20 protein-coding genes and 1 other RNA gene are annotated in these 22,704 nt (G+C 43.7%); 18 read left to right on the forward strand and 3 right to left on the reverse strand.

Going from position 1 to position 22,704, the window contains the following annotated elements; genetic code table 11:
- Positions 1-5 precede the first annotated feature (5 nt).
- The 9 genes from N39L_RS23070 (at position 6) to hisA (ending at position 8,150) form a co-directional block, all read left to right on the forward strand.
- A complete protein-coding gene (locus N39L_RS23070) occupies positions 6-272 on the forward strand; it encodes a YciI family protein (RefSeq protein ID WP_006616726.1) in 267 nt (88 codons plus the stop codon).
- Positions 273-297: 25 nt separating this feature from the next.
- Positions 298-394: signal recognition particle sRNA small type (gene ffs, locus N39L_RS23075), an RNA gene on the forward strand.
- 46 nt (positions 395-440) lie between these two features.
- A complete protein-coding gene (locus tag N39L_RS23080; RefSeq protein WP_006616727.1) occupies positions 441-815 on the forward strand; it encodes a phasin family protein in 375 nt (124 codons plus the stop codon).
- A gap of 175 nt (positions 816-990) precedes the next feature.
- The gene (locus N39L_RS23085) at positions 991-1,413 is read left to right on the forward strand and encodes a hypothetical protein (RefSeq protein ID WP_006616728.1); all 423 of its coding nucleotides are present in this window, start codon (positions 991-993) and stop codon (positions 1,411-1,413) included.
- A gap of 48 nt (positions 1,414-1,461) precedes the next feature.
- Positions 1,462-2,829: a DNA phosphorothioation system restriction enzyme gene (locus tag N39L_RS23090; protein WP_014276496.1), complete on the forward strand. Its 1,368-nt coding sequence runs from the start codon at positions 1,462-1,464 to the stop codon at positions 2,827-2,829.
- 410 nt (positions 2,830-3,239) lie between these two features.
- Positions 3,240-3,482: a hypothetical protein gene (locus N39L_RS23095; RefSeq protein ID WP_006616527.1), complete on the forward strand. Its 243-nt coding sequence runs from the start codon at positions 3,240-3,242 to the stop codon at positions 3,480-3,482.
- The gene (locus N39L_RS23100) at positions 3,479-5,545 is read left to right on the forward strand and encodes an AAA family ATPase (RefSeq protein WP_014276497.1); all 2,067 of its coding nucleotides are present in this window, start codon (positions 3,479-3,481) and stop codon (positions 5,543-5,545) included. Before N39L_RS23095 ends, N39L_RS23100 begins: the two co-directional genes overlap by 4 nt.
- A gap of 101 nt (positions 5,546-5,646) precedes the next feature.
- A complete protein-coding gene (locus N39L_RS23105) occupies positions 5,647-7,221 on the forward strand; it encodes a Na+/H+ antiporter (protein ID WP_006616525.1) in 1,575 nt (524 codons plus the stop codon).
- Positions 7,222-7,376: 155 nt separating this feature from the next.
- Positions 7,377-8,150, forward strand: a complete 774-nt coding sequence (hisA, locus tag N39L_RS23110; protein ID WP_014276498.1) for a 1-(5-phosphoribosyl)-5-[(5-phosphoribosylamino)methylideneamino]imidazole-4-carboxamide isomerase — start codon at positions 7,377-7,379, stop codon at positions 8,148-8,150.
- A 512-nt stretch (positions 8,151-8,662) separates the two neighbouring features.
- Here the strand turns inward: hisA and N39L_RS23115 are convergent.
- The gene (locus N39L_RS23115; RefSeq protein ID WP_014276499.1) at positions 8,663-10,537 is read right to left on the reverse strand and encodes an ArnT family glycosyltransferase; all 1,875 of its coding nucleotides are present in this window, start codon (positions 10,535-10,537) and stop codon (positions 8,663-8,665) included.
- Positions 10,538-10,652: 115 nt separating this feature from the next.
- Here N39L_RS23115 and N39L_RS23120 point away from each other — a divergent pair, with 115 nt between their 5' ends.
- From N39L_RS23120 to N39L_RS23130, 3 genes are all read left to right on the forward strand, one after another.
- Complete coding sequence (locus tag N39L_RS23120) at positions 10,653-12,056, forward strand: DUF2079 domain-containing protein (RefSeq protein WP_014276500.1); 1,404 nt, start codon at positions 10,653-10,655, stop codon at positions 12,054-12,056.
- Positions 12,057-12,128: 72 nt separating this feature from the next.
- Complete coding sequence (locus N39L_RS23125) at positions 12,129-12,428, forward strand: hypothetical protein (RefSeq protein WP_006615748.1); 300 nt, start codon at positions 12,129-12,131, stop codon at positions 12,426-12,428.
- Between the two features lie 40 nt (positions 12,429-12,468).
- Complete coding sequence (locus N39L_RS23130) at positions 12,469-12,807, forward strand: hypothetical protein (RefSeq protein WP_014276501.1); 339 nt, start codon at positions 12,469-12,471, stop codon at positions 12,805-12,807.
- Positions 12,808-12,937: 130 nt separating this feature from the next.
- On the opposite strand, the gene N39L_RS23135 is transcribed toward N39L_RS23130, so the two are convergent.
- On the reverse strand, positions 12,938-14,362 hold the full coding sequence (locus tag N39L_RS23135; protein WP_014276502.1) for an MFS transporter: 1,425 nt from the start codon (positions 14,360-14,362) through the stop codon (positions 12,938-12,940).
- Between the two features lie 96 nt (positions 14,363-14,458).
- Between N39L_RS23135 and N39L_RS23140 the strand changes: the two genes are divergently transcribed.
- The 4 genes from N39L_RS23140 (at position 14,459) to N39L_RS23155 (ending at position 19,765) form a co-directional block, all read left to right on the forward strand.
- On the forward strand, positions 14,459-15,064 hold the full coding sequence (locus N39L_RS23140) for a DUF1517 domain-containing protein (RefSeq protein ID WP_006616811.1): 606 nt from the start codon (positions 14,459-14,461) through the stop codon (positions 15,062-15,064).
- Positions 15,065-15,105: 41 nt separating this feature from the next.
- Positions 15,106-15,951 (forward strand): hypothetical protein, encoded by an 846-nt coding sequence (locus N39L_RS23145; RefSeq protein WP_014276503.1) that lies wholly within the window; start codon positions 15,106-15,108, stop codon positions 15,949-15,951.
- A gap of 277 nt (positions 15,952-16,228) precedes the next feature.
- Positions 16,229-19,237, forward strand: a complete 3,009-nt coding sequence (locus N39L_RS23150; protein ID WP_014276504.1) for a PAS domain-containing protein — start codon at positions 16,229-16,231, stop codon at positions 19,235-19,237.
- 42 nt (positions 19,238-19,279) lie between these two features.
- On the forward strand, positions 19,280-19,765 hold the full coding sequence (locus tag N39L_RS23155; protein ID WP_006616808.1) for a sensor histidine kinase: 486 nt from the start codon (positions 19,280-19,282) through the stop codon (positions 19,763-19,765).
- Between the two features lie 409 nt (positions 19,766-20,174).
- Here the strand turns inward: N39L_RS23155 and N39L_RS23160 are convergent, their stop codons facing one another.
- Positions 20,175-20,342 carry a metallothionein gene (locus tag N39L_RS23160; protein ID WP_006616223.1) on the reverse strand — a complete coding sequence of 56 codons (168 nt, stop codon included), beginning with the start codon at positions 20,340-20,342 and terminating at the stop codon, positions 20,175-20,177.
- 159 nt (positions 20,343-20,501) lie between these two features.
- Between N39L_RS23160 and N39L_RS23165 the strand changes: the two genes are divergently transcribed.
- Both N39L_RS23165 and cpcD/petH read left to right on the forward strand, forming a co-directional pair.
- The gene (locus tag N39L_RS23165) at positions 20,502-20,864 is read left to right on the forward strand and encodes an ArsR/SmtB family transcription factor (RefSeq protein ID WP_006616222.1); all 363 of its coding nucleotides are present in this window, start codon (positions 20,502-20,504) and stop codon (positions 20,862-20,864) included.
- A gap of 467 nt (positions 20,865-21,331) precedes the next feature.
- A complete protein-coding gene (gene cpcD/petH / locus N39L_RS23170; RefSeq protein WP_006616221.1) occupies positions 21,332-22,537 on the forward strand; it encodes a bifunctional rod-capping linker CpcD/ferredoxin--NADP reductase PetH in 1,206 nt (401 codons plus the stop codon).
- Positions 22,538-22,704 lie beyond the last annotated feature (167 nt).

The following is a 22,704-nucleotide window of genomic DNA, read 5'->3' on the forward strand; positions in this document are numbered from 1 at the left end:
CGATTATGCCTTGGTTTGCCAAAATTGAAACCGGAATTGTGGAAAAAGCCGTTTTTGATCAATATGTCCCCGCCCATATCGAGTATGTCAAGGAGTTGGCTGCTAAAGGACATCAAGCGCGCAGTGGCTATTGGGGAAGGAAAGGCGGCGGAATGTTGCTTTTTGAGGCTGAGTCTATGGCCGCCGCCCAAGCTATTGTCGCGGATGACCCTCTGGTGGTTAATAATTGCGTGACTTACGAAATTTTTGAGTGGTGTGTGGTTGCACCGTGAATTTCTGTGTTATAATGAATTTTGTGGCCTGGACCTATGCGGTCAGAACGCCTAAACCTTGTCAGGACCGGAAGGTAGCAGCAACACGGGATGCTTCTGATAGGCGTGGAATCCGGGTCACTCCCATTTTTAACTTCCCCTAAATTATTGCCTGGAGAGTTTTTCCCTATGCCCGGTTTTGGAGATTTAGTCCAAAAAGCAGTTTACCTTGGGGTTGGTTTGGCTTCCTACGCCGGGGAAAAGGCGGGGAGTAAACTGGCTGAGTTACAGGTAGAAGCCCAAAAATTAGCAGATGAACTGGTTAAACGTGGCGAAATGACGACGGAAGAAGCCCGCCGTTTTGTTGACGATGCTATCCGACAAGCACAAGAACCAGGCGCTGATTATAATCCTACACCACCTCAGTCGGCGCAACCTCGCCGCATCGAAATTATTGATGATGAGGAAGAAGCCCCAGAGAGTAGTAGTGATGATAGCATTGAAGACTTACGCGATCAGGTTGATAAACTAAAGGATGAGTTGCGTAATTTGGAAAATGATTGATTTAATTGATCAATGAGTGCGATCGCTCTGCGTAAGATAAGATTGGTTTATCCTTTGCACATAATCCTGTAAGACCTGAGTATGGGAAACCAAAAAGGGCTATAATTACCTCAAGAGTCCCTTGCTTTCAGCAAAGGGAGTGTCAAATATTAAAGCAGTTAGCCCCTAAAGCCTAATGGAAGATTGGTCTAATGAGTTTGTTAAGAGTATAGAAGCCACAGTTATTGAGGTGGAAAAGTTTTTTATAGATGCGACTGAAGAGTTTAATCATATCATGGATGACCTGACTCAATTTTCCGAAGAAATTGCTGAGGAAGTCCAAAATAAGTTGATTCCCGACTTAGACCAGTTTTTAAATGATATCTTTGAGCCGATTCTGGATATATACTTAGATTTGGAACTAGATGGTATTGAGGAAGAGGAAACTTTTGATCCCTTTGTCACCTATGTTCACCCCAGCGCCACCCAAAACCCAGCCTGTCGTGGATGTAATCACTATCATGGTAAAATCTACGGTGGGAATTTGTTAGTTTGTGGAATGCACCCATTAGGTGTGGAGGGTGACTCCTGTCCCGACTGGGAATCAGATCATGATTGATTTTTGATGGGTGATTTTTGATTTTTATATAGGGCTTGTGTTTCAGCGGTGAGTCTACCTGGTATCCCTGTCATTCCCCCACAAATACACCTGAGACACTACCAACGTCAGGCGGTATCCCAATGGTTTGGGAACCGGGGACGGGGAACGCTGAAAATGGCAACGGGTACGGGTAAGACTATCACAGCCTTAGCGATCGCCTCTGAATTATATCATAAAATTGGCTTACAAGTTGTTTTAGTTATCTGTCCCTATCGCCACCTAGTTACTCAGTGGGGACGGGAAGCTCAGAAATTTGGGATGACTCCGCTACTGGCTTTTGAAAGCGTCCACAATTGGCAAAAACACCTATCTACGTCCCTTTATAACATAGGTTCGGGTCATCTACCGTTTCTCGCAGTCATCACGACTAACGCCACGCTAATTTCCGATAGCTTTCAGTCTCAACTGCGGTATTTCCCCGCCAAAACTTTGATTATCGGCGACGAAGCCCACAACTTAGGAGCCCCTCGCCTAGAAGCTAGTTTACCACGACATATAGGTTTACGTCTAGCACTTTCTGCTACCCCAGAACGTCATTTTGATGACCAGGGGACAAATGCTTTAATGGAGTATTTTGGTCCGGTTTTACAACCGGAACTTACGCTGGCTGAAGCTATCCGCCAAGGGGCGTTAGTTCATTATTTATACTATCCGATTTTGGTAGAATTAACGCCGGCTGAAACTCTGATTTATTCCCGCCTAACTACTCGCATTGGTTGGGCTTTAATGGACAATGAGAAGGAGTGGGAAACTAACGAAAATATCACGGCGCTATTGATGCAAAGGGCAAGAATAATTGGGGCTGCTAATAATAAGGTTAACGCCCTCAGACAGTTAATGAGTAATCGTTTACAGACCAGCCACACGCTATTCTATTGTGGGGATGGTATCACGGAAAAAGGCACTCGCTTTGACCGACAACTAGAAGCGATCGTCTTTTTATTGGGGTCAGAATTGGGCTATCGTGTTAATACCTATACCGCCGCTACTCCTATGGCAAAAAGGGAAGAATTGCGGCAACAATTTGAAGCGGGACAACTACAGGGTTTGGTAGCTATTCGCTGTCTTGATGAAGGGGTAGATATTCCAGCTATTCGTCATGCGGTAATTCTGGCAAGTAGCAGCAACCCCCGCCAATTTATTCAACGTCGAGGACGGGTTCTTAGACCTCATCCCGGAAAGGAAAGGGCGACGGTTTTTGATATGATTGTTTTACCGCCAGACTTGGGCAGAAATACGTTAGATGTTGAACGCAATTTGTTAAAAAAAGAGTTGATACGGTTTATGGAGTTTGCTGATATTGCAGACAATGCAGGAGAGGCTAGGGTGAAGTTATTACAACTACAAAAACGCTATGGTTTATTGGATTTATAAATCATCCATCATTATCTCTCCCTCACCCACGGCGGTTTTCGGGGCTGGTTTCGGGGGCGGGTTTAACGGGGTGGGTTTCGGGGGGGTTTTCCGGGCGGTTTCGGGGCGGTTTTCCGGGCGGGTTTAACGGGGTGGGTTTCGGGGGGGTTTTCCGGGCGGTTTTCCGGGGGGGGTTTCGGGGCGGGTTTCCGGGGGGGTCCGGGGCGGGTCCGGGGGGGTCCGGGGCGGGTTTATAAGTTGACTGGTGCTAAGTCGAATTGACTGAGGAACCCGCCCCTACATTATCCCTCCTTGTCGTCTCAGAGTTGACGTGATTATAGGGGTTGTGGTAGGATAAAATTTATTTTTGTTAGATAGTCGATTTTTCGCCCTATTAAAAAACCATCGATAACTCACGTTTGGAATAGTCTATGTCTTACCAATATTCAGAGGGTTTAATTCACGCGATTTCTAATGTGTTTTCTGAGGCAAAATCTACCTATGGAGAAAACGCTAATCAGACATTATTTCATGACCCGATTACAGATGCACCCCCGGAAGTTAGGGAAATTATCGAAAGGGTTTTGCAGGCGGAAAGAGATAAACTATATATGAAAAGTCCCTTGAACATTAATGATGATGTTCTCAAGATTATTAAAGAGGTCATACAATGAATTTACTCTCGATTCAGTTGTGTAACTTTCGGCAATTTTACGGAAAAAGCCCGATTATATATTTAGCAAAAGGGGAACGAAATACTACGGTAATTTATGGGAATAATGGTGCGGGTAAGACGACGATACTTAATGCCTTTAGCTGGGTTTTATATAATAAATTTAGTGCGGCATTTGCGGTGTCGGAACAATTGGTTAATAAGCGATCGCTGACGGAAGCTGAACCGGGGAAAGCTGTAGGTTGCTGGGTGGAAATTGTCTTTGAACATGACCATAAACGCTATCAGGTTAAACGGGTTTGTCGCGCCTATAAGCAACATGGAGAAATCGAACATTCCGACAGCGAATTATATATGCAGGTGGCGGGAGATGATGGGCGCTGGACTTTGCCGCCGCAGCCACCAGAAGAGATTATTAATCGCATTTTACCGATGAGTTTACATCAGTATTTCTTTTTTGATGGAGAACGCATAGAACAAATTGTTAGGGATGATAGAAAAGCGGAAATTGCGGAAGCTACTAAAGAGTTATTGGGGGTGGAGGTATTAAATAGGGGTATTAAACATTTAAAGGAAGCGAGAAAGTCTTTGGAAAAGGATTTATTGATTATTGGTAATCCTGAGACAAAAAAGTTTTTAAACGACAAAAAAAAGCGGGAAGATGAAATCAATACTTTGTCGAACAGACAGAAGGAAATCGAAACGGAATTAGCACATCATGAACAGTTAAAACGCACGCTAAATTCCCATTTATTGGATTTAAGCGGGGCGGCGGAGTTGCAACAATTGCGAAGTGAGTTAGAAAGCCAAATTATTTCAATCAGAGATAATTTAAAAAAGTCTAAAAAAACGATTAATAAACTGTTGTCAACTAGGGCTTATCCGGTTTTATTGTCAGATACGATCGCCGATTTTCGTCACCTGTTTTCAGGAATGCGAGAAAGGGGGGAGTTAATGACAGGAATTACTAAGCAGTTTGTGAATGAGTTGATTAACCGCCAGCAGTGCATTTGTGGAACTCCTATAACAGAAGGAAGTTCGGAATGCGATCGCCTAAAAAGTTGGTTAAATAAAGCCGGAATGGCAGATATTGAAGAAACCGCTATCCGTATGTCTACCCAAGTCGATGATGTAGATCGCCAACTAGGAGAATTTTGGCAAGAAATTGACCAGCATCAAATATCTATCAGCACAAATAGGGCGGAATTATCCAAAATAGAAACCCGGCTAGATGATATTAAGCAAAAGCTACGCCATTTCCCAGATGAGGATATTCAACAACTGCAAAAACGCCTAGATGAAATCGAAAGCCGCATTGGTGAACTTAACCGAGAAATGGGTTCTAATTATCAACAAATTGAGACTCTAACTCAAGAATGCGAGAAACTCTCGAAACAAATAGATCGCCAACAAATGAATGAGATCAAGCAGCTAACAGCCCAGCGACGCATTGCGGCGACGGAAGATGCGATCGCCAGATTATCCCAAGTCCTCGAACGTTTAGACCAGCAATTCCGCCAACAGTTAGAAAAGCGAGTCCAAAATATTTTTTCCCAAATTTCTTTTACCCCCTATCAACCGCAACTCAGCCCCAAATACGAACTTAAATTAGTGGAAAGAACCTCTGGAGAAGATGCACCAGTAGCCTCCTCCACCGGAGAAAATCAAATCCTCAGTTTATCCTTTATTGGTGGAATTATCGAAGGTGTTAGAGAATGGAGCCAAAAGAATACCCTCATGGGACCAGATAGCAGTACATTTCCTATTGTGATGGATTCCCCTTTTGGTAGTTTAGATGAAATTTACCGCCGCCAAATAGCCCGCATTATTCCAGAGTTAGCTAACCAGCTAGTTGTATTAGTCACCAAAACCCAATGGCGGGGGGAAGTCGCAACAGAAATTAAGCCCAGAATTGGGCGAGAATATATCCTAGTTTACAATTCATCAAAACCAGATTGTGAGGAAGATATAATTAATTTACAAGGGGTTAATTATCCCCTAGTTAAACTCAGTCCCAATCAGTTTGAGTACACCGAAATCATCGAAGTAGAAGCAGAATTTTAGACATCCCAAGTATTATAATTATATAATAATCCTACCATAAATTATAACATATCCTGAGTAAATGTGATAGTATGATGTGGTTGTCGCTACTATCTTAAACTATGACTCCAGAAGTTGCGATCGCTGAGATCAGTATCAAAGATAATCTTGAACAATTTCTGCTGGTCTTGCTGATTTCCCTAAGTGTGGCCACCATGTCTCGTTTATTCCCTTGGCTGCGGAAAATTCCCTTTACCCTATTATTGGTAATTGTCGGATTATTTTTAGCCTTTGAAGACATCCATCTAATCCAATTATCACCAGAACTAATCCTAGAAATTTTCCTACCTCCGTTACTCTTTGAAGCCGCCTGGAATCTGAATTGGCGAGACCTAAAACGAGATTTATTCCCAGTATTTTTATATGCAACTATTGGGGTAGTTATTTGTGTAGTAGGGATAGCTATTGGCTTACATTTAGCCGTAGGAATGCCGATAGCGATCGCCCTGTTAGTAGGTGCAAGTTTATCAGCAACCGATCCCATCTCAGTAGTCGCCCTAATGAAAGAATTAGGAGCGCCTAAACGTCTGCGAGTCTTAATGGAAGGGGAAAGCCTCTTTAATGATGGCATAGCTGTTGTAGCCTTCATCATCTTAGTCGGTTTTCCTATGGGAAACATCGAAATATCCCCGGCTGCGATCGTTTTAAAACTCTTATCATTCACAGGAATTGCCGTAGTTATTGCTGGGATAATTGGGTTTGGAATATCCTATCTAACTCAGCGTTTTGACTCTCCCCTAGTAGAACAATCCCTCACCCTCCTAGCCGCCTATGGAACCTATGTAGTCACCGAAGACTTAGGCGGATCTGGAGTTATTGGCGTAGTAGTAGTAGGGTTAATTTTAGGAAATTTTGGTTCCCGAATTGGTATGAATCCCCGCAGCCGATTAATCGTCAGCGAGTTTTGGGAATTTATAGCATTTTTGGTAAACTCAATCGTCTTCTTATTAATTGGCGCTCAAATTGAATTTGGGAGTTTAGCAACCAACATCAAACCCATTGCGGTTTCCGTCCTAGCGATGGTGCTAACCAGAGCAATATCCACATTTACTTTAACGGCGATCAGTAACAGATTAGCCAAATCAGAAATAGACCTACAAAATCAAACTATGTTGTGGTGGGGAGGCTTACGAGGTTCTGTTTCCATCGCCCTAGTCTTGAGTGTCCCAGTAGCTATACCTGAACGGGAAAATCTGATCGCGACAGTCTTCGGGGTGGTTTTATTTAGTTTATTATTTCAGGGTTTAACGACCCAGCCTCTGTTGCAATGGTTAGGACTGCTTGATGAGCAACCTTTGCGGGAAGAATATCTGGAATTAGTAGCCCGTCGTGTAGCCCTCAATCGAGTACAAAACCACCTCTCCCAATCAATTGTTAAGCAGGAATTAGACCCTGATGCTTATCAACATCAAGCCGAATTAGTCAAATCTCAGTTAGAAGCTATCACCACCAAAACTCAGCAGCTACTCTCACAAGACCCCAAACTGCAAGGGTTGACCATAGAATTACTTCGGGAAGAATTAGTTGATATTGAGGCTGAAACCTATGCGGAATTTGTCAGATCCGGCCGTCTGAATACTCAACTCTCAACTCTTTTGTCAGAAGTTATGGAAGAAAAAGACCCAGAAACCGCATAAACAGACAGGAGTCTGGCGCAGTTATTCCCATAACAACAAAAGACTCCTTCCCCCCCTGCTAACAGTGCTGGCGGTTGCTATACCATGACAATTGGGTTGGGAAGCTAAACTCAGATACTATAGCTAGTGACTATGTTCCAATTTATCAATCACCAATGAATGTAATACCCGCCATAGACCTATTAGAAGGGCGCTGCGTCCGCTTGTATCAGGGAGACTACACCCAAGCTGAGACTTTTAATGAAGATCCTGTGGCTGTCGCTGAGGAATGGGTGTCCCAGGGCGCTACTCGTCTGCATTTAGTTGATCTTGATGGGGCGAAAACTGGACAACCTACTAACCACGCGGCTATTGGGGCGATCGCCAAAGCTGTCAATGTCCCGATTCAAGTCGGCGGCGGGTTGCGTAGTCGTGATACTGTCGCCGCCCTATTTGATTTGGGGGTAGAAAGGGCAATTTTGGGGACGGTAGCGGTGGAAAATCCCCAATTGGTAGCTGAGTTATGCGGTGAGTTTCCCGGACGAATTGCTGTGGGAATTGATGCCCGTGATGGTAAAGTGGCGACTAGGGGTTGGCTGGAAACTTCCGAGGTCAAAGCTACAGACCTGGCGCACCAAATGGCGCAGTTGGGGGTGGCTACGATTATTTACACTGATATTCACCGGGACGGGACTTTACAGGGTCCTAATAAAGCGGCATTGCGGGAAGTTGCGGAAATTGTCTCGATTCCTATTATTGCCTCTGGGGGTGTCAGTAGCATTACTGATTTATTAGGGTTATTGGGATTAGAACCTTTGGGGGTAACTGATGTCATTGTTGGCCGTGCTTTATATACTGGAGATGTGGTTTTAAAAGAGGCTATACAGGCGATCGGTCCTGGACGTATTCAGGATATACCCCCTGATTTTGGGAATTCAACTTTTGCCTAATTAACAGCAGAAACCGATAGATAGGGCGGGTTTATTCATCTTCTCGCTACCAAATCTAATTAACTGTGGAAACCGATAGATAGGGCGGGTTTATTCATCTTCTCGCTACCAAATCTAATTAACTGTGGAAACCGATAGATAGGGCGGGTTTATTCATCTTCTCGCTACCAAATCTAATTAACAGTAGAACCCGCCCCTACGCGATCGCACTGTCTCAGAGGGCGGGTTTATTCATCTTCTCGCTACCAAATCTAATTAACAGTAGAACCCGCCCCTACGCGATCGCACTGTCTCGGAGGGCGGGTTTATTCATCTTCTCGCTACCAAATCTAATTAACAGTAGAACCCGCCCCTACGCGATCGCACTGTCTCAGAGGGCGGGTTTATTCATCTTCTCGCTACCAAATCTAATTAACAGCAGAAACCGATAGATAGGGCGGGTTTATTCATCTTCTCGCTACCAAATCTAATTAACTGTGGAACCCGCCCCTACATTATTTCTGGGCTATTAATTATTCATTGTGAATAACACGATATAATAAAATTTGCTTGGAAATGCGAACCAATTGATAATTTCCCTGTTTTGTTAAAATGGGATAATCTCCCGGTTGTAGTCCAATTCTGGCTAAATCCTTAGCGCGACTAACTACCAGGGCTGTGGGTGATTCTGAGGTGTTTTGCAGAACATTAAGGATATGCAAGAGGGGTTCACCTTCCGCCCTAAAAAAGTCGTTGATTCTAAAAAAATGGACGGGCTGCTGAGAATAGAATACTACGGTAGGTTTAGCAAATCCAATCATCCATAACTCTTCTTGGGGTTGTTGAAAAGTTGCCAAGTTTTGGGCGATATTTTTTAGAGGGATTTGTCGGTATTCATCGACCAAGAATAAGCCGGGTATAAACACCATATTAAAGAATAAAATAAAGCCGATGAGGTTGGCTGTAATAATTAGTCGCCACTGATGACGATCGCCTATTAACCAAGCTATTAAAACAGCGGTAGCTGTCCAGATTATACCACCTTTTATGGGTAAGCCAGAGTTATTAACTACTGATGCTAAATCTTCAACGGCTGGGTCGGGTCCGATAAATTGGGGGCTGTAAATAATGGCGATCGCTAAAACGACTAAAAACAGGATATTAACTAATACTGTATTGAAAAACCAGCGATTTTTACGATTAATATAACTGCTATTTTTGCCGAATTCTTCTCCCCAAAAAATGCCGATTAAAATTGCAGCCGCAGGCATTAAAGGCAGCACATAACTAGGAAGTTTAGTAACGGCGATAGTAAAGAATACAAAAATACAGGCAAACCACACCCAAGCAAATAAACCCAATTGCTGATTTCTGGGTTGATTAATCCATTGATTACGTCGCCAAAATTCCAGCCTATATATGGCTATGGGCAAATAAATAGACCATGGTAAAAACCCGATTAAAACCACGACAAAATAGAAATACCACGGCGCACTATGACCATTTACAACACTGGTAAATCTTTGGACATTATGATACCCAAAAAACGAATCTATATAGTCTTGACCATTTTCAATAATTACCAAAATATACCAAGGGACGGTAATTAATCCGAAAATAATCCCACCCCAAATCACTCCCATTTCTGGCAAAACTGACCACAGGCGATTTAAATAAGCCAGAAAAACCACCACAATTAATCCGGGGATAACAATACCGACAGGACCTTTAGCTAATACGGCTAATCCTGTGAAAATATAGAATCCTAAATACCATCTATTCGGAAATTGCCAGTGACAACAATTTTTGAGTTTATCTACGAAGTTAATAGCCGGATTATTATCCGATTCTTTGGTAGTGGCATATCCCCAAAAAAAGCTAAATAGACTCAAGCCCATACAGCCACTTAATAACATATCAGAAACCCCCTGCCGCGCCCAGATGAGAGTTTGTAAATTCAAAGCCACTAAGGCAGTAGCTATCCAAGCAGAAGGCTGAATCTCAGCAAATTTGAGATATTTATGGGTAGTCGATCCGAATTTTTTTAGAGTCAAAAAACAGCCAACCATTAAAGCGATCGCCGATAGAGCAGAAGGCCATCTTACCGCCCACTCATTCACCCCAAAAATATAATAACCCAGGGCAATTAACCAATAAATTAAAGGAGGTTTATCAAAGCGAGTTTCCTGATTAAAATAGGGAGTAATCCAATTACCGGAGATTTTCATATGACGGGCGGCTTCAGCAAATAAAGGCTCTGTTTCATCTACTAAACCCACACTACCAAGATGCCACAGAAAAGCCATAATGGCGATCGCCACTAACCCAGCCATAGATAAAATCCACGCCGACCCAGGATGACGACCCCACCTCATAAAAGTTTCCCCAATATTTCCAGTTAACTTCAACCCGTCCAACTCCCAGAATCTGATCTACAACCCCTTAATTTAACAGCCTAACTCAGAAATCGGTGTACTCTGTGGAAAATGTACAATTTTGATCAACATTTCACACCGAGGACGAATGAGAAAAGCCCTATTTCCGCCCTATTCTTTACCGGTAATCATTTTCCTAACTAGCTTAGTCCTATTTTTTTGTAGCAGTTGGCGACACGCCATATTTCAATCCAACGCCTTCGATTTAGGAATTTTCGATAATGGCATTTATCTAATTAGCCAAGGCGAGAAACCCTTTGTCACCTTTCGGGGTATCCACATACTCGGCGACCATGCCGCTTGGATTTTATACCCCATAGCGCTCCTTTACAAGCTATATCCCGATGTACACTGGCTGTTTGCAGTCCAAGCCATAGCCCTATCAGTCGGGGCGATACCAACCCAATGGCTGGCTTTACAGGCGGGTTTAAAGCCAACCCAAGCTAACTTAATGGCGATAGTTTATTTGCTATATCCCCTGATTTTCAACGTCAACTTATTCGACTTTCACCCAGAAGTTATCGCGCTTCCTCTGTTATTGGTCGCCGTTTATCAAGCCAGGGCGAAACAAGTCCTGTGGTTTTCCCTAATAGTCCTGGTAATTTTGGGCTGTAAAGCGGTCCTGTCCCTAACGGTGGCGGCTATGGGAGTTTGGTTATTCCTATTTGAAAACCGGCGTAGATGTGGTGCGATCGCCATAATTTTAGGGCTGACATGGTTTATAATCGCCACAGGTATGATTATCCCCCACTTCAGCGGCGGTCAACCCGAAGCCGTCGCGCGATATGGGGAATTGGGTAACTCAGTCACAGAAATCGCCAAAAACCTCTTCTTAAAACCCCGACTGGTGGCGCGACAACTCTTCACATTAGCCAACTTAGAATATCTCCTGCTATTGATACTTCCCCTGCTGTGGGGACTCTCACCCCGCCATTTAACCCCCATCATCGGCGCATTACCAATTTTAGCCCTTAACCTCCTTAGCAGTAGCCTCCAACAAAAAAACCTCACCCAGCATTATTCTCTCCCCATACTGCCATTTTTGCTACTGGCCGTAATTTCTGCCCTACGGGGTAACTCCTATTGGCTACGCCACCCCCGCCATATTATGTTATGGTCTCTAGTGGCTTTCTTGGCTTTAGCTAAATACGGTTATTTTTGGTCGCGATATCTCCAACATTTTGACACCGTTGCAGCCTCCAGAGAAGCTGTCGCCCTCGTTAACAGTCCCGGAAGCGTTTTAACTGCGGACCATATCGCCCCCCACCTTACCCACCGCCAGATTTTGATGTTGGCTACTCAGGGGGCGGAAAGTTTGGACCTCACCCAGTTTGAGTGGGTCCTACTCAATTCTACTTACCCAGGTTGGAATAGTTCACAGGAACTTGTGGAGGGTCTCATCGTCAAGGTTCAAAATATCCCAGAGTTTCAATTGGGATATAGCCGCGACGGGGTATTTTTATTTCACCGGGACACCTCCCCGAAAAATTAAGATTTTCTCAACCGGAATTTGAATTTTCCGGAGTGATGATAAGCAGGTTAGTATCAAATTCATTAATAACCTATGTCTAGCACTGATTTGACCCCACCTGTTCACAATTATGAGGACATTGCTATTTCCCCGACTCTTCTACCCACAGAAGAAACTACAACGGGGGCTCTGGCTTCTCCCTCCCTGAAGAAGCATCCTCAATTGGTCTCAACTCGGATGATAGAGTATCTGGGCCATGCCTTTTTTATTGTGATGGCTTTGATTGTCATAGACTGTCTACAATACAGGCAACCTATATCAACTGAAATAGGAGTAACTCCACATTTACAAGATTTGCAAATTATCAGACGACTGAAAAATAGATTATTGTAATCTCAAATACACCCCAAAGATTAGGGTCATAATACATCATTTGATACAGCCGAGAAATCGCACTAAACATTACCCTCGCCCTAAATCATTCTCCCCCCCCTCTCCCCTGAGGGCGGGTTTTTTCATCTTCTGGTTGGGAGACGAGGAAGCAGCAGAACCTATGAGGGCGGGTTTTTTCATCTTCTGGTTGGGAGACGAGGAAGCAGCAGAACCTATGAGGGCGGGTTTTTTCATCTTCTGGTTGGGAGACGAGGAAGCAGCAGAACCTATGAGGGCGGGTTTTTTCATCTTCTGGTTGGGAGACGAGGAAGCAGCAGAACCTATGAGGGCGGGTTTTTTCATCTTCTGGTTGGGAGACGAGGAAGCAGCAGAACCCTAGAGAGAGGGCGGGTTTTTTCATCTTCTGGTTGGGAGACGAGGAAGCAGCAGAACCCTAGAGAGAGGGCGGGTTTTTTCATCTTCTGGTTGGGAGGCGAGGAAGCAGCAGAACCCGCCCCTACAATTATTAATTATTCATCAACATTAGACTGATATAATTTAAGGAGGATTTCCTGATGATATTCTCGGGTAATTGGATAAAAGTAGGTAAGGATAATTCCCACGATAGATAATATCATAGGCAGAGGTCCGATCGCCAATCTAATTGCCAATAATACTGATTCCGGTTGAGTTGGTGTAGGTTGACCGGCTACGGATTCAATAAAACCTGCCCAATCTAAAGTTTGACCTACCATAAAAATCCCTAAAGCCAAACCAATTTTTTGCAGGAGAACCATAAAAGAATAGAAAATTCCCTCCCGTCGCTGTCCGGTTTTGAGTTCATCATAATCAATAACATCGGTAATCATAGACCAGGGAATCAGATAAGCGGTAGATACTCCTAAACCGGCAATAAAACAGAGAAAATACATCAAAAATAACTGTCCTGGCTGTAGAAAGAATAAAGATAATTGAGCAATTATCCAAAATCCCATGCCGCTGATATATACAATCCTTCTGCCGTATTTTTCGCTGATTTTACTCCACATAAATAAGGTCAATAAAGCTGTGCCCTGGACGACGATCGCTACTTGAGTAAAAGCCACTTCGGGAAGTTCCATACAATACACGACAAAATATTGGAGAATTGCTGCAGTCAGTTGTACCGCCAACCAAGAACATAAATAAATCCCAATTACAAACAAAAAAGGACGGGTACTAAAAGCAATTTTCACCTGTTCGGAGAGGGGTAAAGATGTGGGTGCATCAACTTCTCCGGTGGCGGCTTGTACCTGGGCGACACGATCGCGAGTTCCCCAAACACATAAAAAAATGGGTGGGACTGCCATAATACTACAGACCAAACCCAAAACCATATATCTGGTAGCTAGGTCTTCAATAGCAGCAAAAATAATAAAAGCTAGAACTAGGGACAAGATGCTACCACCAATGGAAAAAGAGAAGCGAAACCCATTGAGGGTAGTACGTTCGTTGTAGTCGCGAGTTAATTCAGGGGTGAGGGTAGCATAGGGAAGATTAACGGCTGTGTAAGCGGTATGAAAGGCGATCGCAATAATTACATAATACCAAAATAGAGTCTGGGTATTGGTACTAGGTACGATCCACATTAAAAAGAAAAATATGCCAAAGGGAACTGCGGCAAAAATCATCCAGGGATAGCGCCGCCCCCAGGGATGCTTAGTGCGATCGCTTAAAACCCCGATAATTGGGTCATTAACGGCATCCCAAATTTTACCGACCATGGGTACACTCGCCGCCAGTCCGGCTGGTAGTCCGGCGACAGTGGTTAGAAAAAACAACAGGAAAAAAGCGAAAATATTAGCAGTCATGGCTGTTCCCAGGTCTCCCACCCCAAAAGCTAATTTGGTGGAAAAGTTCATTTTGGGAATAGTAGGACTAGCAGAAGATGACTCAAAGGGGGAAGAATGACTCATAAATTTTAGTCCCAAGAGGTTCCAGGATAGACAAAGGATCGCGATATCCTAAAAACATAACTGATCTGTTTGCAGTAATCCAATGAGGAGTCAATTATGGCCAGCTTAGGCGATCGCTTTAACAAAATGATGGGTAAGACCCGCTTTGTAGTCTGTCGGCTATTCCTACACCTAGGCGGCGCTGAGGTTGCGCCATTACTAGGTGTTCTTAACCAAGTCACCCGCGAAGCGATAGACCATGATGGAGATCTGGAAATCATGGGGTCGGGACTTGTCGAAGTCTGTCAAAGCCTTCTCCAGTACAATAGTTATTGGCAGTCCGCTGGTAATGAAGGAGATGTGATCTGGGATGAAGAAGAAGCCGGGGACTATGTGAATGAGTTATTCACGGACTCTGCTCAAAGGTATCTCAGTCAACCGGACTTGAACCAAGAAGAAATCGCTCCAGATGAACCGCTGTCCCTACCTATCACCTATAACTTGGTTGTAATAGTTACAATAGGTTGTGAGGGGGAAGTTCCTGACCTCGAAACTGACCTAGCCAATTTTGAAGCCATGGAAGCTGGACTAAAAAGCATCATCAACCTCCACTACCAAGGGAGTTTACGCGCGATCCAAATTCATTTTTCCCCGGCGCGGTTGGGTGATGTACTCACGGAAGACCAGCTTTTACAAAACTTTCCCGAACTCGTACCCCTATAAAGGGTGCAGAGAAATTTCCTAAGTTAACTTTAGCTAAAATTATGTTACCCAAAAAAGTAATCACGGTTTTAATGGTATTTGCACTCTGTTGGACAACCGTGGCTTGTGGGTCTTCCTCGCAGACGACCACTCAACAAACGGTCCGCAGTTCAGCATCAGCGGCTAACCGACTGGCTGATGGCAAATATCCCGTTCAACAAGCGCAATATGATGATGGTACTGGAGAGTATCGCTTAATGCTGCTCAACGCCAGACCGCCAGTATTTCAGACCTCTGAGTTGCAAATGGCGCGTTTGACGGATGAACAAATTAAGGCTGGTGAAAAAAGTCATCTGTTGATCGAAAATAATCAGCCAGTTTTTTACCTGACGGAAGATTTCCAGATTGAATATGTCCACAATGTGACTGAAACGCGCACTGATCCTCAAACTGGTCAGACTCAAACTGTGGTGGTGCGCCGAGAGTCTAATTTCTGGACTCCTTTTGCGGCTTCGTTTGTGGGTAGTGCGATCGCCACTAGCCTATTTTCCCCCCGCTACTATGTTCCTCCCGCCTATCAATCGGGTAGTTCATTAGTTGGCTATGGCGGTTCTGGTAACAGCTATAACCAGGCGGTGAGTCAATATCGCACGAGGTACAATGAACCTCCCGCCGCTGTTAGAAATCGGCAAACTTTCCGCACCACTGGAACGGCTCGCAGTTCTTCCCCTGGTTCTACTACTGGCCAAACTAACCCCAATGTTAATCGCTCAACGGGTTCTGGCGCGGGAACTAGCAATCTGCGTCAGTCTCAGCAGGCTCGTCCTCAAAGACAACGTACACCTAGTTTTGGTAGTGGTAGTAGAAGCCCCAGCCGTTCCGGTTCCTCTGGAAGACGGCGACGTTAATTGACATGATCTGAGCTAGGGGGTGGGTTCGACAGCTCCTCTCCCTGTTCAAGTATTTTGCCCAGGGGACACCCCTGGCGGCTTACTGTTTAAAAACTTATTATTGTTTGATAAGAATATGGCTTATGATCTGAGATAGCAAAGTGCGCGGAAAAGCGGAAAATAGGTGAGAGGGTTACAACTGATGATTGTTACCTCTTACCTATTCAAGGGTTGCATCAGATGTTAAACGCGCCCTTAAAGCCTTAGTCTGATTGAGTAGAGAGGTGCAGTGAAAATGACCCCAGAACCATCTGTACAATCTGAGTTGACAGGTAAACATCTAAACACCATTAATGAATGCCAACAACTTCAAGAATTAATGGCCGGGATGTCTGGGGTTTTTTATCAATATATATTGGCGGCTGATGGCAGCGAAAAATATACTTATATTATTGGCAATTTCCTAGATGTTTATGGGGTAGAATTAGATGATTTTACCATCGATTCTGACCATATTTTTGGCTTAAAAAAAAAGGGCGATCGCCAAAATTTTTATAAATCTATTTATGATTGTGCAGCCCATTTAAAATCTTGGTCTAGGCAGTGGCAATATACTACACCAAATGGTGAAGTTAAATGGCTATATTCCAGTGCTAAACCGGAGAGACAACCTAATCACGATCTGGTCTTGAATGGCTTTATTTTTGATACGGAAATGCCTGGGGACTATCACGGTTTAAATAAACCTACCAAATTACCAGCTATTATTACCTCGAAATTTACTCATCTTTGGAATTTTAGACAGTACAGGTTACTGGCTTCTCTGCAAAAACGTTTAGCTGAATGGTGGCATCATAGAAATCAAATCGATCGCCTATTTAACCATACTGTTGATCTGGTAGTAATTCTGAATCTGGACGGTAACTTTAAATTTCTCAATTCCGCCTGGACAATTAGCTTGGGTTATGATTTTAATGAACTGATAAATAGTTCTTTTATGAGTTTGGTATATCAGTCAGACCAAACCATAACTTTTTATGAATTTAATGCTATCCATTATGGCAAAAATCGTCAGTTTGAAAATAGACTTTTATCTAAAGATGGGTCCTATAAATGGTGGTCTTGGACTTTTGTGCCGGTGTTTGAGTCGGGAGCTATTTATGGAGTGGGTCGAGATATTACAGAACCAAAGGCGATCGCTGATAATTTCAAGGCTGTTGAAGATAAGTTACGAAGGATTATCGATTTTACCTATGATTGGGAATATTGGATTAATCCTCAACAGGAAATTGTATATATTTCTCCCTCCTGTGAACGCATAACTGGCTACTCGGTCAAGGAGTTTATGCAAGACCCTAGCCTATTGGCAAAAATTATTCATCCTGAAGATCGCGATCGCATAGTTCCCCATTTATATCAAAATCTCTGTGAGAGTAACAACCAGGAAATAGATTTTCGTATTATCACCCGTGATCAACAAGTGCGTTGGATTGGTCATAACTATCAGCCTATCTATGACGCAGCCGGACAGTATCAGGGAAAACGGGTTAGTAACCGAGATATTACTCAACGTAAACAGAAAGAAACTGAAGCCTTGCGAGTAGCTGAAAACCTGGAAATGGCCCAGCGGATTGCTCATGTAGGTAATTGGGAATATGATGTTGTTACTCAAAAAATTACTTGTTCTGATGAACTTTTGCAGATTTTAGGTTGGGTCAAGGAGCAAGATTTTTTAACCTTTGAGGAATTACGAAAACTCATTCATCCTGACGATCGCGATAATTGGTTAAACCAAGTTGAGAGAGCTTTAGCTACTGGGAAATCTTACGAAATTGACCACCGCATTGTTAGACCTAATGGCGAAATTCGTTATATTCAAGGTCGCGGGGAGGTAGTTCGTAACCAAGTCGGACAGGTACTCCGCTTATTTGAAATTACTATGGATATTACCGATCGCAAACAGTCTGAGCAAATTTTGCGCGATCGTGAGCAGTTCCTCTCTAGTATTTATGATGGAATTGAACAAGCAATTTTTGTCGTTGATGTTACCCAAGATGGAGACTTTCAGTTGGTGGGATGGAACCCCGCCTCCGAAAAAATTACTGGCATCAAATCTAGGGATATTATCGGTAAAAAACCCGAAGATATGTTTTTAGATGAATATGCTAAAGCTATCCGCTGTCACTATGAAACTTGTTGGCTGAAAAAGTCATCATTACAGTATGAGGAATATTTTAATTTTGGTCAAAATAAATTTTTTTTTCTCACTACTCTTAATCCTATTATAGACTATTCGGGAAGAGTTACCCGAATTATTGGCACAGCTTTTGATATTAGCAACCTGAAAGAAACCGAGGAAAATTTAAGGCTTTCGGAAGCACAACTGCGAGAACTAGCTGAAAGAGAAGCACTAGAAAATTGTCTGTCGAGTTTGATTCGCAACTCCCTAGATACAGATACTATTTTGGCAACAGCAGTGGCGGAAATTCGCCGTGTATTGGATATAGACCGCACCTATTTTGTCTGGTATAGAAGCGACTTAGATACCCCAGAATGGGAAGTTAAAAAAGAAGCTAAAATCGACTCTCTGAGCAGCATTTCTGAAATTTACCCCGGCGATGCTTTGCGTCCAGTTAGTAAATATATCTTGGCGGGAGAAATGATGCGAATTGATGATATTGCTACCTGTCCGACTCCCACTATTCGCAATTTCTTTTTGGTGTTAGAATGCCGTTCTGTGTTGATTTTACCAATTCAGACACAACAAGATACTAAAGGAGCTTTGGTTCTAGCCCATTGTCAGGATATCCATTATTGGACTCATTCAGAAGTGGCGCTATTAGAGGCGATCGCTAATCAATTAGTCATTGCTCTGAACCAAGCAGAACTCTACGCCGCCACCCAGGAAGCCGCCAGAGTAGCACAAGCGCAAACTGAAACCCTAGAAGCTACATTAAACCAACTTCAACAAGCACAAGTTCAATTAGTGCAATCCGAAAAAATGTCTAGCCTAGGGCAAATGGTAGCAGGTTTGGCTCATGAAATCAACAACCCAGTCAGCTTTATTTACGGCAATATTACCCATGCTAAAGAATATACCAGAGATTTATTAGGACTAATTGAACTATATCAAAAGCATTGCCCCCAAGCACACCCGGAAATCACCGAAGAAATAGAAACTATTGATTTTCAATTTTTAATAGAAGATTGGCCGCGTCTATTTAAATCAATGACTTTGGGAGCAGATCGGATTCGAGATATTATTAAATCCCTGCGAACTTTTGCGAGGCTGGATGAATCGTAAGTTAAATATATTAACCTACATGAAAACCTCGACAGTACCTTGATGATTCTTGATAATCGTCTGAAAGAAAAACCATTACATCCCGCGATTCAAGTCCATAAACAATATGGAGATATTCCCCAGATTGAATGTTGTGCTGGACAGCTTAATCAGGTGTTTCTCAACCTAATCAATAATGCTATTGATGCTATTTGCGATCGCTACAAAAAACAGACCCTGGAACAAATTATCAACGAGCCAGGTATGATTTGGATCAGCATCATGCTAACCGAGCAAAAAACCGTCCAAATTCGCATTGCTGATAACGGTATTGGTATCAGTCCGGAAATCATCTCCAAAGTCTTTGACCCTTTCTACACCACCAAACCCGTGGGTTCAGGAACAGGTTTAGGACTATCCACCAGCTATCAAATTATCGTCGAAAAACACGGAGGAACCCTGCGTTGTGTTTCCCAAGAGTCTGTGGGAAGCGAGTTTGTTATTGAAATACCCCTAAAACTTCCCCAAAACTCTTCCTCAACTTCATGATCACTCCGACTTTGTAGGTTGGGTGAAACCAAGTGTAACCCAACTAAAGACTTGGTAGAGACTTGGTAGGTTGGGTGAAACCAAGTGTAACCCAACCAGAGACTTTGTAGGTTGGGTGAAACCAAGTGTAACCCAACCAGAGACTTTGTAGGTTGGGTGAAACCAAGTGTAACCCAACCAGAGACTTTGTAGGTTGGGTGAAACCAAGTGTAACCCAACTAAAGACTTGGTAGAGACTTGGTAGGTTGGGTGAAACCAAGTGTAACCCAACCAGAGACTTTGTAGGTTGGGTGAAACCAAGTGTAACCCAACCAGAGTCAGCAAAGCGATCGGCTAAATTCCCCAAAAAATAGCAGCAGATTATCTATCACCATCGATCAACTCTGCTGCTACCCCCCAAATTAATTAATCAGTGGTGACAATTGCAACCCTTATGACCGCAACCATCCCCATTAGGATGGCCATTAGCACAGGCTTCGCTACAGTAATATTGGCCATTTTTGGCGATCGCTTTTGTCGTATCCACAATACACAGACAGGACTCGCAGGCGCATTTCATTTGAGTTACCGTGGTCATCAGAACTTCTCCTCAAGATATAATAGACTTATGCTTGAACAAGCTTTCATAGTAACTACTATAACATTTGAACATACTTTCAGATATATGTATCTGGAAGTTTAATAATTTCTTTAGAATTGAGATTAATCCCCCACAGTCAAACCCCCACATCACAATATGTCTGACACCCTTGATAGCAATCCCCATCACCACGACCACCAGCCCCTCGCCCCAGAGCAAATTTTGAGCAGGGAAAAGGCCCAACGGATGGCAGAATTTTTTAGTACCCTAGGAGACCCCAACCGCTGGCGTATCTTGTCAGCACTAGCCCTGAAAGAAATGCGTGTGCGAGACCTAGCCGCCGCCGTTGACATGACCGAATCCGCCGTATCCCACCAACTGAGAATTCTGAGGACCATGCGCTTTGTCAGTTATCAGAAAAGGGGACGCAATGTAGTCTATGGTCTCAAAGACCATCATATTTTCAACCTTTATCGGGATGTATCCGAACATCTCGATGAACCCGAAGATCACCCGTGAAAATCAACCGCCAATTCTGTTTCCGGAGGACCACAAATTTATAAAACCGCAACTCTACCATACAAGCGAAAAATATGCAATAACTTTCACAAAAAGCCAGCAATTCTCATTATGGAAATTTTGCCCCAGCTTATTGAGAATCATCTCAAGAGCGATTCTTGAAAGCCCCATTCTTTCGTTCAAGATTGGGCATCATCGGGCATCTTGGACAGGATGCGGGTCAAAATGAGAATTGCTGACAAAAAGCCATCCTCGGCTACCTTAAAGAATGGGGCTTTGTACCCCATTTTTTGATAAAATGGCTAGGAGTGTGACAGGTTCGGGAATATAAACTCCACCTCTGGCTAGGAGTGTGGGAGTAATTGGTCTGAACAATTTAGCAATTTTGCTTTAAAAATCGCCGAAACTGATCAATCTGTCACAGTTTTTGGGTGAACAGCTCAGTATTGTTAAGGGAGAAATAACGAATGTACAGTCCAACTGGAACTGGTGTTGCTATGAGGACAGGAGCGGCGGGCCGTATCTTTGTCTTTGAAGTCGAAGGGATGCGTCAGGGACAGAACACTGACAACTTTAACTATCCCATTCGTCGCAGTGGCACAGTCTACCTCACCGTTCCCTACGAACGCATGAACCAGGAGATGCGTCGCCTATCTAAAATGGGGGCCAAGATTGTCAATATCTACCCTGCTGGCGAAACCCCTCCGGTTCGGACTCAAGCGGCACCAGAAAATGGACAACAGAGCCAATCATCTGGAACCCAAACCCCTACTATGACTCAAGCGAAAGCCAAAACAGATATTCCTGTTAACATTTACAAGCCCAAAAATCCATATATCGGCAAATGCCTGTCTAACGAAGAGTTAGTTAGGGAAGGTGGAACCGGGACTGTTCGCCATTTGATTTTTGATATCAGTGGCGGCGACTTGCGCTATCTCGAAGGTCAGAGTATTGGTATTATTCCGCCAGGAACTGACAACAATGGCAAACCCCATAAACTCAGGCTGTATTCGATCGCCTCTACCCGTCATGGCGACCATGTAGATGATAAAACAGTTTCCCTATGTGTTCGTCAGTTGGAATATAAACACCCAGAAACCGGGGAAACCGTCTATGGAGTTTGCTCAACTTATCTGTGCAACCTGGAAGCTGGGGCTGATGTGGCTATTACTGGCCCGGTCGGTAAAGAAATGCTGCTCCCAGAGGATGAGGATGCCACTATCATTATGATGGCAACGGGTACGGGAATTGCGCCTTTCCGGGCATTCCTGTGGCGGATATTTAAGGAACAGCACGAAGATTACAAGTTCAAAGGCTTGGCTTGGCTGTTCTTTGGCATTCCTTACAGCCCCAACATCCTCTATCAACAGGAACTTGAAGAATTACAGCAACAGTTCCCTGAAAACTTCCGCCTGACATTAGCCATTAGTCGGGAACAACAAAACCCAGAAGGTGGCAAAATGTATATCCAGGATCGGATTAAGGAAAATGCTGATCAGTTATGGGAATTGATCCAAAAACCCAACACCCATACTTATATTTGCGGTCTCAAAGGTATGGAAGGCGGCATTGATGAGGGAATGTCGGCCGCAGCAGGTAAGTTTGATGTTGACTGGTCTGATTATCAGAAGCAACTCAAGAAAAAGCACCGTTGGCACGTTGAAACCTACTAGGACATCAACTTAACCATTTGACTGGCGGGCGTGGCTCTTGAGTCGCGCCCTTTTTGTGGCTGGATTGGACTGATTGGACTCTCGGCAATTATCATCAAAAAATCGCGATCGCTCCTCGAAACCTCAGAGACAAGGCAGCCCAGAGACAAGGCCTGCCTTGTGGGAAT

The sequence above is a fragment of the Limnospira platensis NIES-39 genome (assembly GCF_026000695.1).
GTDB lineage: Bacteria > Cyanobacteriota > Cyanobacteriia > Cyanobacteriales > Microcoleaceae > Limnospira > Limnospira platensis.

Excerpts from the sequence above, each read along its gene's own strand:
- N39L_RS23070 (WP_006616726.1), top strand. The coding sequence starts at position 6 with ATGCCTTGGTTTGCCAAAATTGAAACCGGAATTGTGGAAAAAGCCGTT.
- N39L_RS23080 (WP_006616727.1), top strand. The coding sequence starts at position 441 with ATGCCCGGTTTTGGAGATTTAGTCCAAAAAGCAGTTTACCTTGGGGTT.
- N39L_RS23085 (WP_006616728.1), top strand. The coding sequence starts at position 991 with ATGGAAGATTGGTCTAATGAGTTTGTTAAGAGTATAGAAGCCACAGTT.
- N39L_RS23095 (WP_006616527.1), top strand. The coding sequence starts at position 3,240 with ATGTCTTACCAATATTCAGAGGGTTTAATTCACGCGATTTCTAATGTG.
- N39L_RS23100 (WP_014276497.1), top strand. The coding sequence starts at position 3,479 with ATGAATTTACTCTCGATTCAGTTGTGTAACTTTCGGCAATTTTACGGA.
- N39L_RS23105 (WP_006616525.1), top strand. The coding sequence starts at position 5,647 with ATGACTCCAGAAGTTGCGATCGCTGAGATCAGTATCAAAGATAATCTT.
- hisA (WP_014276498.1), top strand. The coding sequence starts at position 7,377 with ATGAATGTAATACCCGCCATAGACCTATTAGAAGGGCGCTGCGTCCGC.
- N39L_RS23120 (WP_014276500.1), top strand. The coding sequence starts at position 10,653 with ATGAGAAAAGCCCTATTTCCGCCCTATTCTTTACCGGTAATCATTTTC.
- N39L_RS23125 (WP_006615748.1), top strand. The coding sequence starts at position 12,129 with ATGTCTAGCACTGATTTGACCCCACCTGTTCACAATTATGAGGACATT.
- N39L_RS23135 (WP_014276502.1), bottom strand. The coding sequence starts at position 14,362 with ATGAGTCATTCTTCCCCCTTTGAGTCATCTTCTGCTAGTCCTACTATT.
- N39L_RS23140 (WP_006616811.1), top strand. The coding sequence starts at position 14,459 with ATGGCCAGCTTAGGCGATCGCTTTAACAAAATGATGGGTAAGACCCGC.
- N39L_RS23145 (WP_014276503.1), top strand. The coding sequence starts at position 15,106 with ATGTTACCCAAAAAAGTAATCACGGTTTTAATGGTATTTGCACTCTGT.
- N39L_RS23150 (WP_014276504.1), top strand. The coding sequence starts at position 16,229 with ATGACCCCAGAACCATCTGTACAATCTGAGTTGACAGGTAAACATCTA.
- N39L_RS23155 (WP_006616808.1), top strand. The coding sequence starts at position 19,280 with ATGATTCTTGATAATCGTCTGAAAGAAAAACCATTACATCCCGCGATT.
- N39L_RS23160 (WP_006616223.1), bottom strand. The coding sequence starts at position 20,342 with ATGACCACGGTAACTCAAATGAAATGCGCCTGCGAGTCCTGTCTGTGT.
- N39L_RS23165 (WP_006616222.1), top strand. The coding sequence starts at position 20,502 with ATGTCTGACACCCTTGATAGCAATCCCCATCACCACGACCACCAGCCC.
- cpcD/petH (WP_006616221.1), top strand. The coding sequence starts at position 21,332 with ATGTACAGTCCAACTGGAACTGGTGTTGCTATGAGGACAGGAGCGGCG.